General features: G+C 62.2%; 14 protein-coding genes and 1 pseudogene. 9 read left to right on the top strand and 6 right to left on the bottom strand.

The window, feature by feature from the left end; all coding sequences use genetic code 11:
- Positions 1 to 119: 119 nt before the first annotated feature.
- The gene (locus V6M61_RS18970) at positions 120 to 917 is read right to left on the bottom strand and encodes an alpha/beta fold hydrolase (protein WP_332778155.1); all 798 of its coding nucleotides are present in this window, start codon (positions 915 to 917) and stop codon (positions 120 to 122) included.
- Positions 918 to 1,015: 98 nt separating this feature from the next.
- Here V6M61_RS18970 and V6M61_RS18965 point away from each other — a divergent pair, with 98 nt between their 5' ends.
- From V6M61_RS18965 to ntrC, 9 genes are all read left to right on the top strand, one after another.
- Entirely contained in the window at positions 1,016 to 1,999 is a 984-nt protein-coding gene (locus V6M61_RS18965) for a YVTN family beta-propeller repeat protein (RefSeq protein ID WP_442957814.1), read from the top strand.
- A gap of 7 nt (positions 2,000 to 2,006) precedes the next feature.
- Complete coding sequence (locus tag V6M61_RS18960; protein WP_442957815.1) at positions 2,007 to 2,912, top strand: polysaccharide deacetylase family protein; 906 nt, start codon at positions 2,007 to 2,009, stop codon at positions 2,910 to 2,912.
- A 13-nt stretch (positions 2,913 to 2,925) separates the two neighbouring features.
- Complete coding sequence (locus V6M61_RS18955) at positions 2,926 to 4,041, top strand: sterol desaturase family protein (protein WP_332778153.1); 1,116 nt, start codon at positions 2,926 to 2,928, stop codon at positions 4,039 to 4,041.
- Between the two features lie 127 nt (positions 4,042 to 4,168).
- Positions 4,169 to 5,095, top strand: a complete 927-nt coding sequence (locus tag V6M61_RS18950) for an EI24 domain-containing protein (RefSeq protein ID WP_332778152.1) — start codon at positions 4,169 to 4,171, stop codon at positions 5,093 to 5,095.
- Between the two features lie 26 nt (positions 5,096 to 5,121).
- Positions 5,122 to 6,039: a competence/damage-inducible protein A gene (locus V6M61_RS18945; RefSeq protein WP_332778151.1), complete on the top strand. Its 918-nt coding sequence runs from the start codon at positions 5,122 to 5,124 to the stop codon at positions 6,037 to 6,039.
- A 222-nt stretch (positions 6,040 to 6,261) separates the two neighbouring features.
- The gene (glnA, locus tag V6M61_RS18940) at positions 6,262 to 7,677 is read left to right on the top strand and encodes a type I glutamate--ammonia ligase (protein WP_332778150.1); all 1,416 of its coding nucleotides are present in this window, start codon (positions 6,262 to 6,264) and stop codon (positions 7,675 to 7,677) included.
- Positions 7,678 to 7,845: 168 nt separating this feature from the next.
- Positions 7,846 to 8,364, top strand: a complete 519-nt coding sequence (locus V6M61_RS18935) for a hypothetical protein (protein WP_332778149.1) — start codon at positions 7,846 to 7,848, stop codon at positions 8,362 to 8,364.
- Positions 8,365 to 8,402: 38 nt separating this feature from the next.
- Positions 8,403 to 9,467: a nitrogen regulation protein NR(II) gene (gene glnL / locus V6M61_RS18930; RefSeq protein ID WP_332778156.1), complete on the top strand. Its 1,065-nt coding sequence runs from the start codon at positions 8,403 to 8,405 to the stop codon at positions 9,465 to 9,467.
- 48 nt (positions 9,468 to 9,515) lie between these two features.
- Positions 9,516 to 11,042, top strand: a complete 1,527-nt coding sequence (ntrC, locus tag V6M61_RS18925) for a nitrogen regulation protein NR(I) (RefSeq protein ID WP_332778148.1) — start codon at positions 9,516 to 9,518, stop codon at positions 11,040 to 11,042.
- A gap of 58 nt (positions 11,043 to 11,100) precedes the next feature.
- Here the strand turns inward: ntrC and xth are convergent, their stop codons facing one another.
- The 5 genes and pseudogenes from xth to V6M61_RS18900 all read right to left on the bottom strand — a co-directional run.
- Complete coding sequence (gene xth / locus V6M61_RS18920) at positions 11,101 to 11,883, bottom strand: exodeoxyribonuclease III (RefSeq protein ID WP_332778147.1); 783 nt, start codon at positions 11,881 to 11,883, stop codon at positions 11,101 to 11,103.
- A gap of 43 nt (positions 11,884 to 11,926) precedes the next feature.
- Positions 11,927 to 12,520: a DUF4337 domain-containing protein gene (locus tag V6M61_RS18915; RefSeq protein ID WP_332778146.1), complete on the bottom strand. Its 594-nt coding sequence runs from the start codon at positions 12,518 to 12,520 to the stop codon at positions 11,927 to 11,929.
- A 1-nt stretch (position 12,521) separates the two neighbouring features.
- A complete protein-coding gene (locus V6M61_RS18910) occupies positions 12,522 to 13,016 on the bottom strand; it encodes a dihydrofolate reductase (protein ID WP_332778145.1) in 495 nt (164 codons plus the stop codon).
- A gap of 18 nt (positions 13,017 to 13,034) precedes the next feature.
- Complete coding sequence (locus tag V6M61_RS18905; protein ID WP_332778144.1) at positions 13,035 to 13,889, bottom strand: thymidylate synthase; 855 nt, start codon at positions 13,887 to 13,889, stop codon at positions 13,035 to 13,037.
- A gap of 209 nt (positions 13,890 to 14,098) precedes the next feature.
- A pseudogene (locus V6M61_RS18900) lies at positions 14,099 to 14,422 on the bottom strand (hypothetical protein); the annotation flags it as partial.

The raw sequence follows: 14,422 nt of genomic DNA, 5'->3' as shown, positions 1-14,422 counted from the left end.
AAAAAGGCCATGCGCGGCGTTGCAAAGCCTTGTCGGGGGCCTACCCCGACGGCGTTTTGCGCCTTGCTCATGGCCTTTTTGGTTCGCAACGCATCCTTCAATATTAGTGTGAACAGGCCCTAGTCAAGGCCTTCGAGAAACCGGACCACCGCTTGCAGCGTGCGTTGCGGCTGGTCGCGCTGCGGCGAGTGGCCGCAGTCGGCCAGGGTGAGCTTTTGTGCGTGCGGCGCGGCCCGGGCGATGTCATCGATCTGGGCCAGCGTGCCGTATTCATCGTCCAGCCCCTGAATCGCCAGCAACGGCGCGGTGATGCGCCGGCAGTCGGGCCGGATGTCAAAGCTGCGAAAGCCTTCGGACAGCCAGATATCGTTCCATTGCCAGAAGGCGCCATCCACGTCGGCGTGGTGGCGCCGCAGGCGTTCGCGCAGTTCCCCCGATTCATAGGCAACGCGGGCCTCGTCGATGGAGCGCACGGAAATGTCTTCCACCATCACATGCGGTGCCATGGCGATGCAGGCGGTGACCGGGTAGCGGCTGGCATGGAGCAGGGCGATGCTGGCGCCGTCGGAGTGGCCCAGCAGCACCGGATGGGCAATTTGCAGCGCCTGCAGCAGCGCCGGCAGCACCTCCCAGGCTTCGCGGTGCAGGTAGTCGGGCTGCAGCCGGCCCGCCTGGCGCACATCGGGCACGGGGTCCGACTGCCCGTAGCCGCGCCGTGAATACACGATGCCGGCACGCCCGGTGGCCTGGCAAACCGCCTGCGGCCAGCTCAGGCCGCGCTGCGTCCACAGGCTGACCGAGCCCAGCCCTTCGTGCAGAAAAACCAGGGGAGCCAGCGCGGGGGAGCCGGCAGCGCTGGCCGGGCCGGCAATGGTCTGCACTTCGAGCCGGATGCCGTTAACAGTCATCAAATTCATCGCCACATCGTAAGGGATGTAAGCCGCCAAGCGCCTTGAGGCGTTAAGGGAGTTCCCGCCCGCTACACTTGCCGGTGGCTTCAAGAAAGTATGTGTTTGTGAACTTCCCCGTCCGTTTTTTTGCCGTGCTGCTGGGCTGCGTCCTGGGTGCGGCCTGCCTGCCGGCCCGGGCGCAAGCCGCGCCGGTTTTTGTGCTCAATTCGCTCGATGACAGCGTCAGCATCGTCAATCCGTCCACCTGGACCGAGACCCGGCGCATCGCCACCGGCAAGCAGCCGCACCATTTGTACCTGACGCCCGATGAAAAATCGATGATCGTGGGCAATGCCCTGTCAGACTCGCTGACCTTCATCGACCCCAAGACCGCCGAAGTGCAGCGTACCGTGCGCGGCATTCTGGACCCTTACCAGATGCGCTTTTCGCCCGACATGAAATGGTTTGTGACCACCGCCAACCGCCTGAACCACATCGACATTTACCGCTGGGACGGCAAGGACGTCACGCTGGCCAAGCGCGTGGCCACCGGCAAAACGCCCAGCCATTTGTGGATTGACAGCAAAAGCACCACGATTTACGCCACCATGCAGGACAGCGACGAACTGGTCGCGGTGGACCTGGCGAGCCAGGCCATCAAGTGGCGCACCCAAACCGGCTCCCTTCCCGCCGATGTGTACGGCACGGTCGACGACAAGTTCATGCTGGTGGCCCTGACCGGTGGCGACGCGGTGGAAGTCTATGACGTGAGCGGCAAGGCGCCCTTGCGCAGCAAGGTCATCAAGACCGGCGCCGGCGCCCACGCGTTTCGCGCGCTGGGCGACCAGCGCCATGTGCTGGTCAGCAACCGCGTGGCCAACAGCGTCAGCAGGATTGACCTGCAAACCCTGGAGGTGATCGATAGCTTTGCCGTGCCTGGCGGTCCGGACTGCATTGAGGTGAGCCGCGACGGCAAGCAGATTTATGTGACCTCGCGCTGGGCCCGCAAACTCACGGTGATTGATATGGCCAGCCGCAAAATCAGCCACCAGGTCAAGGTCGGCAAGAGCCCCCATGGCGTCTGGACGCTTGATCACGCCCTCCGCTGAGCGGCTGATGAACCCGGCAGTGACGCGGATGTTGGGCCGCATTTTTGCTATTGTTTTAATAGCATGTTGCGCCAATTCTACCTGGGCTCAAGGCTGTTTTGACTCTGAATCAAAGCCCCAAAATTCATCCCCCGCCCAGGGCGGACCGGCACCCCTCAAACCGCCAAAACGGCTCAAGCCGCTTTACCTGACGATAGACACCGGCCACATGGAGGTGGCGCCGCTGATCGCGGACGTGCTCAACAAACACCGGGTTTTGGCTACGTTTTTCGCGGCCAACGAGCGCACCAAAACCGGTGACGGCAGCCTGGGCAAACACTGGGCCGGCTGGTGGAGGGCGCGCGCACTGGAGGGCCACGAGTTCGCCTCGCACACCTGGGACCATGCCTATTGGCGCAGCGATTTGCCGGGCGCCCAGCCCCAGTTCAGGGTCCGGCCCTCCGCCGGCCCGTCTGAAGGCAAGCAGCTCACCTGGACGGCCGCGCAGTACTGTGAAGAAATTGACAAAGCCAGCATCCGGCTGCAAGAGATCACCGGTAAAAAGCCGCTGCCGCTGTTTCGCGCCCCCGGTGGCAAAACCTCGCCCCGGCTGTTGGCCGTGGCCAGGGCCTGTGGCTACGAGCATGTGGGCTGGTCGCCCAGCGGTTTCTTGGGCGATGAGTTGTCCAGCGAACAATACCCCAATGATTTCCTGCTGAAAAAAGCGCTGCGCGACATCCAGCCCGGCGATATTTTGCTCGCGCATCTGGGCGTCTGGTCGCGCAAGAGCCCGTGGGCCCCTGGCGTGCTGGAGCCGCTGATTGTGGGCCTGAAGGCGCGCGGTTTCTGCTTCGCCACCCTGCGCGAACATCCCCAGTACCAGGCCTGGATTGCCGCGCAGGGCGGCATGCCTTCCGCCAAGGCCAGAAAATAAGCTGAGAGCCCGCATGGACGCCTTTACCGACCTTTTTTCCAGCGTGCAGCAGTGGCTGTTTGAGACGGCTGTGCAGCCCGCCATGTTTGCGCTGGGCATGGGCAACCTGTTGGAAGACGGCTATGAGGCCACCGCCTGGCTGATGGTGGGCCTGCTGCAGATCGCGATTTTGCTGGCTGTGGTCGGCCCCCTGCAGCGCTGGCGCCCCGTCGAGCCGGTGCTTGACCGCGCCACCATCCGCACCGATGTGCTGTACACGCTGATCCATCGTTTGGGGCTGTTCCGCATCGCGCTGTTCTTCACCGTGGAGCCCTGGTTTGACGAGGCCTTTGGCGCCTTGCGCACGGCCGGCTACGGCACCTTCCACCTCGACCAGCTCTGGCCCGGCGTGACCGACACGGCTGCCGTGAGTTTTGTGATCTACCTGGTGGTGCTGGACCTGGTCGGTTACTGGATTCACCGCGGCCAGCACCATTTCACGGCCTGGTGGAACCTGCATTCGCTGCACCACGCCCAGCGCCAGATGACCATGTGGAGCGATAACCGCAACCATCTGCTGGACGACCTGCTGATGGACTCGCTGATGGTGGTCGTGGCGCAGTTGATTGGCGTGGCGCCCGGCCAGTTTGTGGCGCTCGTGGCGTTCACCCAGCTCAGCGAGAGTTTCCAGCACGCCAATGTGCGGCTGTGGTTTGGCGCCCTGGGCGAGCGCCTGTGGGTGAGCCCGCGCTTTCACCGGCTGCACCACAGCATCGGCCTGGGGCACGAGTCACCTTTGAAGGCCAAACAATTTTCCGCCGGGCCGCCCCAAGGAAAATTAGCCCCCGAGGGGCTGACGTCCGCGGCTCCAAGCCTGCCTGCGCAGGCTTGGACGGACGGAAGAGCCGCTGCGTCTCGCAGCGGCACGTCCAGCGAAGTACGCGAAGCGACAAGCGTGGGGGTCCGTCTTGGAGGACACAACTTCGGCGTGCTGCTGCCCTGGTGGGACATGCTGTTTGGCACCGCGAATTTCGAGCAGCGCTACGACCCGACCGGTGTGCGCGACCAGGTGGAGCGCAGTCGTGACTATGGTCGCGGCTTCTGGTCGCAGCAGTGGGTGGGGCTGAAGCGCCTGCTTGGCCGCGCTTGATACGTCCCCACGCTTGTCACTTCGTGTAATGCGCTGCCCCCGAGGGGGCCGTTTTTTCCTTGAGGCGGCCCGGCGGAAAAATGCCTTCCCCCAGAGAGCAGCCATGCATTCGCGTTATCCTTCCTCCATGAACAAGCTACTTGATTCCTTCTGGCGGGCCGTCATGTACTGCCTGCACCCGCGGGTCATTGCCCTGTCCTTCCTGCCGCTGATCATCATGGTGGCGATCTCGCTGGGCCTGGGCTACTTTTACTGGGAAGACGCGGTGGCATTGGTGCGCGTCAACCTGGAGAGCTACGAGCTGGTCAACACCATGGTGCGCTGGCTGGAAGGGCTGGGCCTGTCCAGCCTGCGTCTGGTGCTGGCGCCGGCGCTGCTGCTGTTTCTGGCCATTCCGGTGATCGTGATGGCCTCGCTGCTGTTTGTGGCGGTGCTGATGACCCCGGCCATGGTGGCGCTGGTGGCCGAGCGCCGCTTCCCGCAGCTGGAGCGCAAGAAAGGCGGCTCGCTGCTGGCCAGCCTGTTCTGGTCGTTTGGCTCCACCTTGCTGGCGGCGATTGCGCTGGTGGTGTCCATCCCGCTGTGGCTGGTTCCACCGCTGATCCTGGTCCTGCCGCCGCTGATCTGGGGCTGGCTGACCTACCGCGTGATGTCTTACGACGCGCTGGTCGACCACGCCAGCGCCGAAGAGCGCCGCCAGATTTTCAAGGAGCACCGCGCCAGCCTGCTGGGCATTGGCGTGCTCAGCGGCTACCTGGGCGCCGCGCCCAGCCTGATCTGGGCCTCGGGCGCCATGTTCGTGGCCATGGCGCCGCTGCTGGTGCCGGTGGCGATCTGGATTTACACGCTGGTGTTTGCGTTTTCATCCCTGTGGTTTGCGCATTACACGCTGACGGCGCTGGAGCAGCTTCGCAAGAAAAATAGCACGCCAGCCCTCGATTCTCTTGCGCAGGAAGCTATTAAATCAATAGCAACTGAGCCGGTGCCGGAAGCCTCATCTGGCGCTGCGCCCGGCGTGGGCGCGCTGGACGGCCTCCCTGACGCGCCCCGTTAAGCTGTTGACGTCTTTCAAGGCCTGGCATGAGCATTCATTTCGGACTCATCATCGTTGGCGATGAAATCCTTTCGGGCAAGCGTGCCGACAAGCACCTGCCCAAAGTCATCGAATTGCTGGCTGCCCGCGGCCTGCAGCTGAGCTACGCCGATTACGTCGGCGACGATCCGGCCCGCATCACGGCCACGCTGGCGCGGGCCTTTGCCGCGGCCCGCGCGTCGGGTGATGTGGTGTTTTCATGCGGCGGCATTGGCGCCACGCCTGATGACCACACCCGCCAGTGCGCAGCCATGGCCCTGGGCGTGGAGCTGGCGCTGCACCCCGAGGCTGAACGGTTGATCCGCGAGCGCATGCAGGACGTGGCCAGGGAGCAGGGTGTGCCCTACGAGCCGGACCGGCATGACAACATCCACCGCCTGAACATGGGCATGTTCCCGGTGGGGGCCGAGATCATTCCCAACCCCTACAACAAGATTCCCGGTTTTAGCTACTTTGTGGATTCTCCAATCCAGCCGGGGCCGCGGAACGGGCTTCGCCCGGCCGCAGGCGCAGCGGCCCCCTCGGGGGGCAGGAAGCTACACGCAGTGAGCGACCGTGGGGGCGTACATTTCGTACCGGGTTTCCCGGTCATGGCCTGGCCCATGATCGAGGGCGTGCTGGACACCCACTACGGCTATCTGCACCAAAGCTCGGCGTACACCGAGAAGTCGGTCATCGTGTTTGGTGCGATGGAGGCGGCCCTGACGCCGCTGATGCTCGATATCGAGGCGGCATATGCCGGTGTCAAGGTCTTCAGCCTGCCCAGTGTGGACCACGCTGAGTACGGGCGCCATATCGAGTTGGGCGTCAAGGGCGCGCCCGAGGTGGTGAACCGGGCTTACCCGGCCTTGCTGGCCGGCTTGCACGCATTTAAGGCGAAATTAGGCCCTGAATTGGTGCGCTAATTAATTGCACCAGAAGTGTGCAAAATAATTAAGCACCAAATTAGTGCTTTCAAAATTCCAGTCTTTTTCGGTATTTGCAGGCTATCCACTGATTAAGCGGGCCCAGATAGCGGCACAATCGAGGGCTTGGCAAAAAGCGCACGGCTGCCCGGTGTGGCACAAAAAGTGCATCCGGTAGCCCCGAACAGATTTTTAACAACCATCCAGCAACAGGAGATTCTGATGGCAAAGACCGTCGCAGACGTCATGAAAATGGTGAAAGAAAACGAAGTCAAGTTTGTTGATTTCCGTTTCACCGACACCCGGGGCAAAGAGCAGCACGTGACCGTGCCCGTGTCCCACTTTGACGAAGACAAGTTCACTTCGGGCCACGCCTTTGACGGTTCCTCGATTGCCGGCTGGAAGGGCATTGAAGCGTCAGACATGCAACTGATGCCTGACCCCAACACCGCCAACATCGACCCCTTCTTTGAAGAAACCACGCTGTTCCTGAGCTGCGACGTGCTCGAGCCCAGCGATGGTAAGGCCTATGACCGCGACCCCCGCTCCATCGCCAAGCGCGCTGAAGCCTACCTCAAGGCTTCCGGCCTGGGCGACACCGCCTTCTTCGGTCCCGAGCCTGAATTCTTCATCTTCGACGACGTGCGCTGGAACACCGACATGTCGGGTACCTTCTTCAAGATCGAAGAGTACGAAGCTCCCTGGAACGCTGGCAAGAAGCTCGAAGGCGGTAACCGCGGTCACCGTCCCACCGTCAAGGGCGGCTACTTTCCCGTGCCGCCGGTCGACAGCACGCAAGACATGCGCGCCGAAATTTCCCTGATCCTCGAATCGCTGGGCATTCCGGTCGAGGTGTTCCACCATGAAGTGGGGGGCGCAGGCCAAAACGAAATCGGCACCAAGTTCAGCACGCTGGTGCAGCGCGCCGACTGGACCCAGAGCCTGAAGTACGTGGTGCACAACGTGGCCAATGCCTACGGCAAAACCGCCACCTTCATGCCCAAGCCCATCGTCGGCGACAACGGCTCCGGCATGCACGTGCACCAGTCCATCTGGAAAGACGGCAAAAACCTGTTTGCCGGCGACGGCTATGCCGGCCTGTCTGATTTCGCCCTGTACTACATCGGCGGCATCATCAAGCACGCCCGTGCCCTGAACGCCATCACCAACCCCGGCACCAACAGCTACAAGCGCCTGGTGCCCGGCTACGAAGCGCCGGTCAAGCTGGCTTACTCGGCGAAAAACCGCTCGGCTTCGATCCGCATTCCTTATGTGGCCAATCCCAAAGGCCGCCGCATCGAAGCGCGCTTCCCGGATCCACTGATGAACCCCTACCTGGGCTTCTCGGCGCTGATGATGGCCGGTCTGGACGGCGTGGAAAACAAGATCCACCCCGGCGAAGCAGCCACCAAGGACCTGTACCATCTGCCGCCCGAGGAAGATGCGAAAGTGCCAACCGTCTGCCACAGCCTGGACCAGGCGCTGGATGCGCTGGACGTGGGCCGCGGCTTCCTGACCAAGGGTGGCGTGTTCACCGACAGCATGCTCGACGCCTACATTGAGTTGAAGATGGCTGAAGTGACGCGTCTGCGCATGGCCACGCACCCCATCGAGTTCGAGATGTACTACTCCCTGTAAGCCAGGGCGGCCATTAACTGTTGCTTACAGTGTGTGGTCAAAAAAGGACGGCGCAAGCCGTCCTTTTTCGTTGCCGGCCATGGTTATAGGCCGGTGAACTTTGTATTTTCATGGCTTTGCGGGATACTGATAGACCGTCCTTGCCTTAACAGGTATGTGAGGTCCCGTATGAAACACCGCTTATTTCTTTCTGCCCTGACCCTGCTTCTGACCGGAGCCGGCGGTCAGGCCATGGCGCAGGTTTACCGTTGCCATGGTGTCGGAGGTGGCGCCCCCGAGTACATCAACAACACCAAGGTGGCCCAGGCCCGTAACTGCAAGCTGGTTGAAGGGGGCAACGTCACCGTGGTGCAGGGCACCCCCGTTCCCAAAGCGCCCGTGCGTGTGGCCGCGGCCGCCCAGTCAGGCTCACGGGCCGATGGCAGCCCCGAGCAGCGCGAGCGTGACAGCGAGGCGCGCGCCATCCTGGAGTCGGAGTTGAAAAAAGCCGAAGCCAAACTGGCTGAACTGCAAAAAGAGTACAACAACGGCGAACCCGAAAAGCAGGGCATCGAGGGGCGCAATTACCAGCGCTACCTGGACCGCGTGGCCGAACTCAAGCAAAACATTGCCCGCCACGAAAGCGACATTGCCGGTCTCAAGCGCGAAATTTCCCGCCTGCCCGGTGCTGGTTCTGGGCCAAAATAGGTGGCTTGAAAAAGCCATCTTTGCCCGCTGCCGCGTTCATGCCCACCGCGGGTCCCGCACGCTTCCAGGCGTTTGACCTGCTGGCCACGCTTGTGGCGGTGGTGCGTACCGACGGTGTCGTGGTGTTTGCCAACGCCGCCCTCGAAGATGCACTGGGCACTTCGCGCCGGACCATTGAAGGTTCGCAGCTGCCGGAGTGCTTTACCGAACCCCTGATTCTTCAAAACGCGCTCGAGGGCGCGGGCAGCAACGAGTTTGCCGCCTTGCGCTACGACGCCTGGCTGCACCGCCTGAACCACGAACCCTTGCCGGTGCACGTGGTGGTGGCCCAGACCGACACGCCGGGCGAAGCCATTGTGGAGCTGCTGCCGCTGGAGCAGCAGGCCAAGCAGGACCGCGAAGAGCGCCTGATCGATCAGGCGCAGGCCAACAAGGAACTCATCCGCAACCTGGCCCATGAAATCAAGAACCCGCTGGGTGGCATACGCGGCGCGGCGCAACTGCTGCAAATGGAGATCGAGTCCCGGGAGCTGACCGAGTACACCCAGGTCATCATCCACGAGGCCGATCGCCTGCAAACGCTGGTGGACCGCCTGCTCGCACCGCATCGCCGGCCGCACCTGGTGGGCGATGTGAACATCCATGAGGTCTGCGAGCGGGTGCGCTCGCTGATACAGGCCGAGTTCCCCAAGGGCCTGAAGGTGGCGCGGGATTACGACATCTCGATTCCCGATTTCCGTGGCGACCGCGAGCAGCTGATCCAGGCGGTGCTCAACATCACCCACAACGCGGCGCAGGCGCTGGCCGAGCGCAGGGCGGCAGGGGATGCGCAGATCACCTTCAAAACCCGAATCGCCCGGCAGGTAACTTTCGGCAAGCAGCGTTATCGCTTGGCACTGGAATTGCATGTCATCGACAATGGACCGGGCGTGCCGGACTCCATCAAAGACCGGATCTTCTATCCCCTGGTGTCGGGGCGGGAGGGCGGTTCGGGGCTGGGGCTGACTTTGGCGCAAACCTTTGTACAGCAACACCACGGTTTGATCGAGTGCGACAGTGTTGCGGGCCATACAGATTTCAAGATCCTGATTCCTCTGCCCTGAAATCTGGCATACCCATAATCCGAGGCGATACGAAAGGGACGGCACCACATGAAACCGATTTGGATCGTTGATGATGACCAGTCCATCCGGTTTGTGCTGGAAAAGGCCTTGCAGCGCGAAGGCCTGCCCAGCCGCAGCTTCACCAACCCGCGCGAGGTGCTGAGCGCCCTGGAAACCGCCGGCGACGACGACGGCCCGCAAATCCTGGTCAGCGACATCCGCATGCCCGGCGGCTCGGGTCTGGACTTGCTGGAAAAGGTCAAGGCAAAACTGCCGGGCCTGCCGGTCATCATCATGACGGCGTTCTCCGACCTCGACAGCGCCGTCTCCGCCTTTCAGGGCGGTGCGTTTGAATACCTGCCCAAGCCGTTCGACCTGACCAAGGCGATTGAGCTGATCCGCCGCGCCGTGGAAGAAAGCCAGCGCGAAGAGGTGGCTGAAGAGCGCATGGCCGCGGCCCCCGAGATGCTGGGGCAGGCGCCCGCCATGCAGGATGTGTTCCGTGCGATTGGCCGCCTGAGCCAGAGCATGGTCACGGTGATGATCACCGGCGAGTCGGGCTCGGGCAAGGAGCTGGTGGCGCGCGCGCTGCACAAGCACTCGCCGCGCGCCAACGGCCCGTTTGTGGCGATCAACACCGCGGCCATCCCCAAGGATTTGCTGGAGTCCGAACTGTTCGGCCATGAGCGCGGCGCCTTCACCGGCGCGCAGACCATGCGGCGCGGCCGCTTTGAGCAGGCCGAGGGCGGCACCCTGTTCCTCGACGAAATCGGCGACATGCCGTTTGATCTGCAGACCCGTTTGCTGCGGGTGCTGAGCGACGGGCATTTTTACCGCGTCGGCGGCCACAACGCCGTGAAGGCCAATGTGCGCGTGATTGCCGCCACCCACCAGGATCTGGAGCAGCGAGTCAAGGAAGGCAACTTCCGCGAAGACCTGTTTCACCGCCTCAACGTGATCCGCCTGCGCCTGCCCGCGCTGCGCGAGCGGCGTGAAGACGTGTTCATGCTGGCCCGGCACTTCTTGCAGCAAAGCGCCAAGCAGCTCGGGGTGGAGCCCAAACGCATTTCCGATGCCGCCCTGCAGCAGCTGAGCACCTTCAGCTTCCCGGGCAATGTGCGCCAGCTGGAGAACATCTGCCACTGGCTCACGGTGATGGCCCCGGCGCAGGTGATTGAAGCCAAGGACCTGCCGCCCGAGGTGCTGGGTGCGCGGCCACCGGGCGACAGCGCGGCGGCCGCGAAGGCGCTGTGGCCTGCAAAACCGGAGCCAGCCGGCGCGGCGCCTGAAACGGCGGCGCTGGCGGAGACCGCAGCGGCTTTGCCCGATACGGAGCAGCATTTAGCCGGACCGGCGCCGGGCGGAAGCTGGGAAGCCGGGCTGGAAGCCGAGGCGCAGGCCTTGCTGGCCACCGGGCACAGCGATGTCTGGGACGTGCTGACGCGCCGTTTTGAGTCCCGGCTGATCCAGACCGCGCTGCTCAGTACCCGCGGGCGCCGCATCGAGGCGGCTCAGAAACTGGGCATTGGGCGCAACACCATCACGCGCAAGATCCAGGAACTCCATCTGGAATGATTTCTTCGATGAAATCGGGCTCTAGCCCTTGTTTTACTTGCGCAATCAGCTATTGAATTTATAGCAAATTGAGTTCAACAATGACCGGTGTGTGATCGCTGGGCCGCTCGTTTTTGCGCGGCAGCTTGTCGATCACGCAACTTGCCACCTGGGCTTTTAGCGCCTCGCTGACCAGGATGTGGTCAATCCGCAGCCCGCGGTTGCGTCGGAAGGCAAACTCGCGGTAGTCCCACCAGGAGTAGCTTTTCTCGGGCTGCTCAAACAGGCGGAAAGCGTCATGCAGGCCGAGCTGGAGCAGGGCCTGGAAATGCTGGCGCTCTTCGGTCGTGTGGTGAATGGTTTCGCGCAGGCCTTCCGGATCGTAGGTGTCGCGGTCGTCGGCCGTGATGTTGAAGTCGCCCAGCAGGACCAGACGCGGGTGCACGGCCAGCTCTTCGCGCAGCCAGTCGCGCAGGCCGCGCAGCCACTGCATCTTGTACTCAAACTTGTCGCTGCCGGGTTCCTGGCCGTTGACGAAGTAGCCGTTGACGACCCGCACGCTGCCTGCCGGCGTATCGAGCGTGGCGGTGATCACGCGCGACTGCTCGTCGGTAAAGCCCACGATGTTTTTCACCACGTCGCGCAGCGGCGTGCGGCTCACAATGGCCACGCCGTTGTAGGTTTTCTGGCCAAACACCGCGCTGTGGTAACCCGCTTCTTCGAGAGCCTGGAGGGGAAACTTGTCATCGCTGAGCTTGAGCTCCTGCAGGCACAGGGCATCAACCGGGTTGGCCGCCAGCCAGTCGAGCACCTGCGGCAGGCGCACCGTCAGTGAGTTGATATTCCAGGTGGCTAGTTTCATGGTTTTAGTGTCCCGGCCCTTTTAAAACAGGCATGAGTAGCTATCAAATATGTAGCAATGAAAATGCGCCGATCACCAGGCCGACGGCGGCCAGCGCAAACATTCCGTACTCCAGCCATTTCTTGCGCGTCAGCAGGGCAATGGCCGCCAGGGCAATGGATACCTGCAGCACGGTGGTCGCTTGCGCCCAGCGGTGGTGCTGGTGCATTTGATCGTCTGAAGACTTGTCCCAGGTGGTGGCCTCGGCTTCCAGTTTTTCGGCGCCCGCCTTGATCTCGTTTTTCTCTTTTTCGTAGCGTTCTACTTTGGCCTGGTAGCCGGCCTTCTTGTCCTCGGGTGCCAAATCACGGGCCAATTCGGCCAGCGACTGCTTGGTGCTCTTGGCCTGGAAGTAGTTCCACTGGTTGGCCGCTTCGGTCTTCTTGATGGCCGCGTTGTTTTTATAAAGGCCTGCGTTGGCCTGCGTGGCACCGCCCATGTAGGAAAAAATGGCCCCGATGGTGGCAATGATGGCCGTGACGACAGCGATCTGCGCGATCATGCCGCCGGCACTCTCGTTGCCGCCATGCCCGCCCTGCGCCGCATGCTCCAGCTCATGGTCGTGTGGCCCGTGTACGTGAAATCCGCCTCCTGACATATCAATTTCCTTGGTGTTTGTCGTAAGTGATAAAGCTGAATTTCAGCCCGTTGGAAGAGACGTGATCTTCACGTGCCGTTGTTATCCATTCAGGTCCCAGTTGGGGCGCAAAGGCATCGCCTTCAAAGTCCTGGGCAATCTCGGTGACCTCAATGCGATGTGCCAGGGGCTCGGCCTGCGCGTAGATTTGTGCGCCCCCCATGACCCAGACTTCTTCAGACTGCGCGCAAAGGCTCAAAGCGTCGGCCAGGCTGGAAGCCGGCTCGGCACCCTCTTCTTTCCAGTCCTGTTGCCGCGTGATGACGATGTTGCGGCGGCCGGGCAGGGGCCGGAATTTAGGTGGCAGTGAATCCCAGGTCTTGCGCCCCATGATCACGGGCCAGCCCTGGGTCAGGCGCTTGAAATGCGCCATGTCCTCCGGCAAATGCCAGGGCATGGTGTTCTTGTTGCCGATCACGCCGTTGGCGGCGCGGGCAAAAATCATGTTGATGTTCATGGGACGCCCTGAACCCATTTACACCGCCACCGGCGCCTTGATCGCCGGGTGGTGCTGGTAGTCCAGAAACTCGAAATCTTCGAACGCGTAGTCAAAGATGGACGCCGGCCGGCGTTTGATGTTGAGCGTGGGGTAGGGGTAGGGCGTGCGGCTGAGCTGCAGCGCCACCTGCTCCTGGTGATTGCTGTAGATGTGGCAGTCGCCACCGGTCCAGATGAAGTCGCCCACGTCCAGGTCGCACTGCTGCGCCACCATGTGCGTGAGCAGCGCGTAGCTCGCGATATTGAAGGGCACGCCCAGAAAAATGTCGGCACTGCGCTGGTAGAGCTGGCAGCTCAGTTTGCCCGGCTGGCCAGCCACCTCCGAGGGGGCCACGTAAAACTGGAAGAAGGCGTGGCAAGGCATCAGCGCCATCTTCGAAAGATCGGCCACGTTCCAGGCGCTGACAATGATGCGGCGCGAATCCGGGTTGGTCTTGAGGGTCTTGATGACTTCGGCAATCTGGTCGATGTGGCCGCCGTCCGGGGTTGGCCAGCTGCGCCACTGCACGCCATACACCGGGCCCAGGTCACCGTCTTCGCGTGCCCATTCATCCCAGATCGTGACACCGCGCTCGCGCAGCCAGTTGTTGTCGCTGCTGCCGGTCAGAAACCATAGAAGCTCCTGCACGATGGACTTGAGGTGCACCTTCTTGGTGGTGACCAGCGGAAAACCTTCGTTCAGGTCGAAGCGCATCTGGTAGCCAAACACGCTCTTGGTGCCGGTGCCGGTGCGGTCTGCCTTGAAGGCGCCGTGGGTGTCCACATGGCGCATGAAGTCTTCGTACTGGGAGCGGATGGGGCGGTCAGGGCGTGTTTCGGAAGGAAGGGTCATGGATGGCCAACAGCTTGAAGGGTTTGAGTGCCTGATCCCGCTGCAGCAGTAACTTCTCCAGGGCGGGGGAATACGAATTCTAAGCGGGCGGCATTTCGCTGCTTATTTTCGCGTTGGACGTTTCATGGGCGGCCTTGCCTTGCTGGCCGCGCTTCACGTTCTTGACGGATTCACTGGAATCGCTCCCAAAACGAAGATCATGACGGCATTCATTCTCGCGATTGCTTTTTTCGGCATTGTTCTGGTGGATAGAGGGGCAGATAATGACAAATAACATCAAACGAGAGTTTGTTGTGCCTGAGAGCCTGTTCACGATTTATTTGGGGTCGCGCAGGGGTCTTTTCGGGATGGGCTGCAAGGCGCAGTGCGCCGCCAATAGCCCGGCTATTGGCAAGCAGTGCAACGCCGCAGACCGCCCGAAAAGGCACCTGCCCTTCGGGTTGGGACGAAATCGGGCGATTTGTCCACCAAACCCCTTGCATGGGCATGAGCCCATGCGGCGTGGTGTTGGCAGCCAACTCATCCCGATTGCG

This window comes from Polaromonas sp. (assembly GCF_036676035.1).
Lineage (GTDB): Bacteria > Pseudomonadota > Gammaproteobacteria > Burkholderiales > Burkholderiaceae_C > Polaromonas.
This window is presented reverse-complemented; position numbering and strand designations above follow the sequence as displayed.

Bases quoted from the DNA above. Each gene is read 5' to 3' on its own strand.
- glnL (WP_332778156.1), top strand. From the start codon at position 8,403: ATGCCCACCGCGGGTCCCGCACGCTTCCAGGCGTTTGACCTGCTGGCC.
- V6M61_RS18950 (WP_332778152.1), top strand. From the start codon at position 4,169: ATGAACAAGCTACTTGATTCCTTCTGGCGGGCCGTCATGTACTGCCTG.
- V6M61_RS18905 (WP_332778144.1), bottom strand. From the start codon at position 13,889: ATGACCCTTCCTTCCGAAACACGCCCTGACCGCCCCATCCGCTCCCAG.
- glnA (WP_332778150.1), top strand. From the start codon at position 6,262: ATGGCAAAGACCGTCGCAGACGTCATGAAAATGGTGAAAGAAAACGAA.
- V6M61_RS18910 (WP_332778145.1), bottom strand. From the start codon at position 13,016: ATGAACATCAACATGATTTTTGCCCGCGCCGCCAACGGCGTGATCGGC.
- V6M61_RS18935 (WP_332778149.1), top strand. From the start codon at position 7,846: ATGAAACACCGCTTATTTCTTTCTGCCCTGACCCTGCTTCTGACCGGA.
- V6M61_RS18945 (WP_332778151.1), top strand. From the start codon at position 5,122: ATGAGCATTCATTTCGGACTCATCATCGTTGGCGATGAAATCCTTTCG.
- V6M61_RS18915 (WP_332778146.1), bottom strand. From the start codon at position 12,520: ATGTCAGGAGGCGGATTTCACGTACACGGGCCACACGACCATGAGCTG.
- xth (WP_332778147.1), bottom strand. From the start codon at position 11,883: ATGAAACTAGCCACCTGGAATATCAACTCACTGACGGTGCGCCTGCCG.
- ntrC (WP_332778148.1), top strand. From the start codon at position 9,516: ATGAAACCGATTTGGATCGTTGATGATGACCAGTCCATCCGGTTTGTG.
- V6M61_RS18955 (WP_332778153.1), top strand. From the start codon at position 2,926: ATGGACGCCTTTACCGACCTTTTTTCCAGCGTGCAGCAGTGGCTGTTT.
- V6M61_RS18970 (WP_332778155.1), bottom strand. From the start codon at position 917: ATGAATTTGATGACTGTTAACGGCATCCGGCTCGAAGTGCAGACCATT.
- V6M61_RS18960 (WP_442957815.1), top strand. From the start codon at position 2,007: ATGAACCCGGCAGTGACGCGGATGTTGGGCCGCATTTTTGCTATTGTT.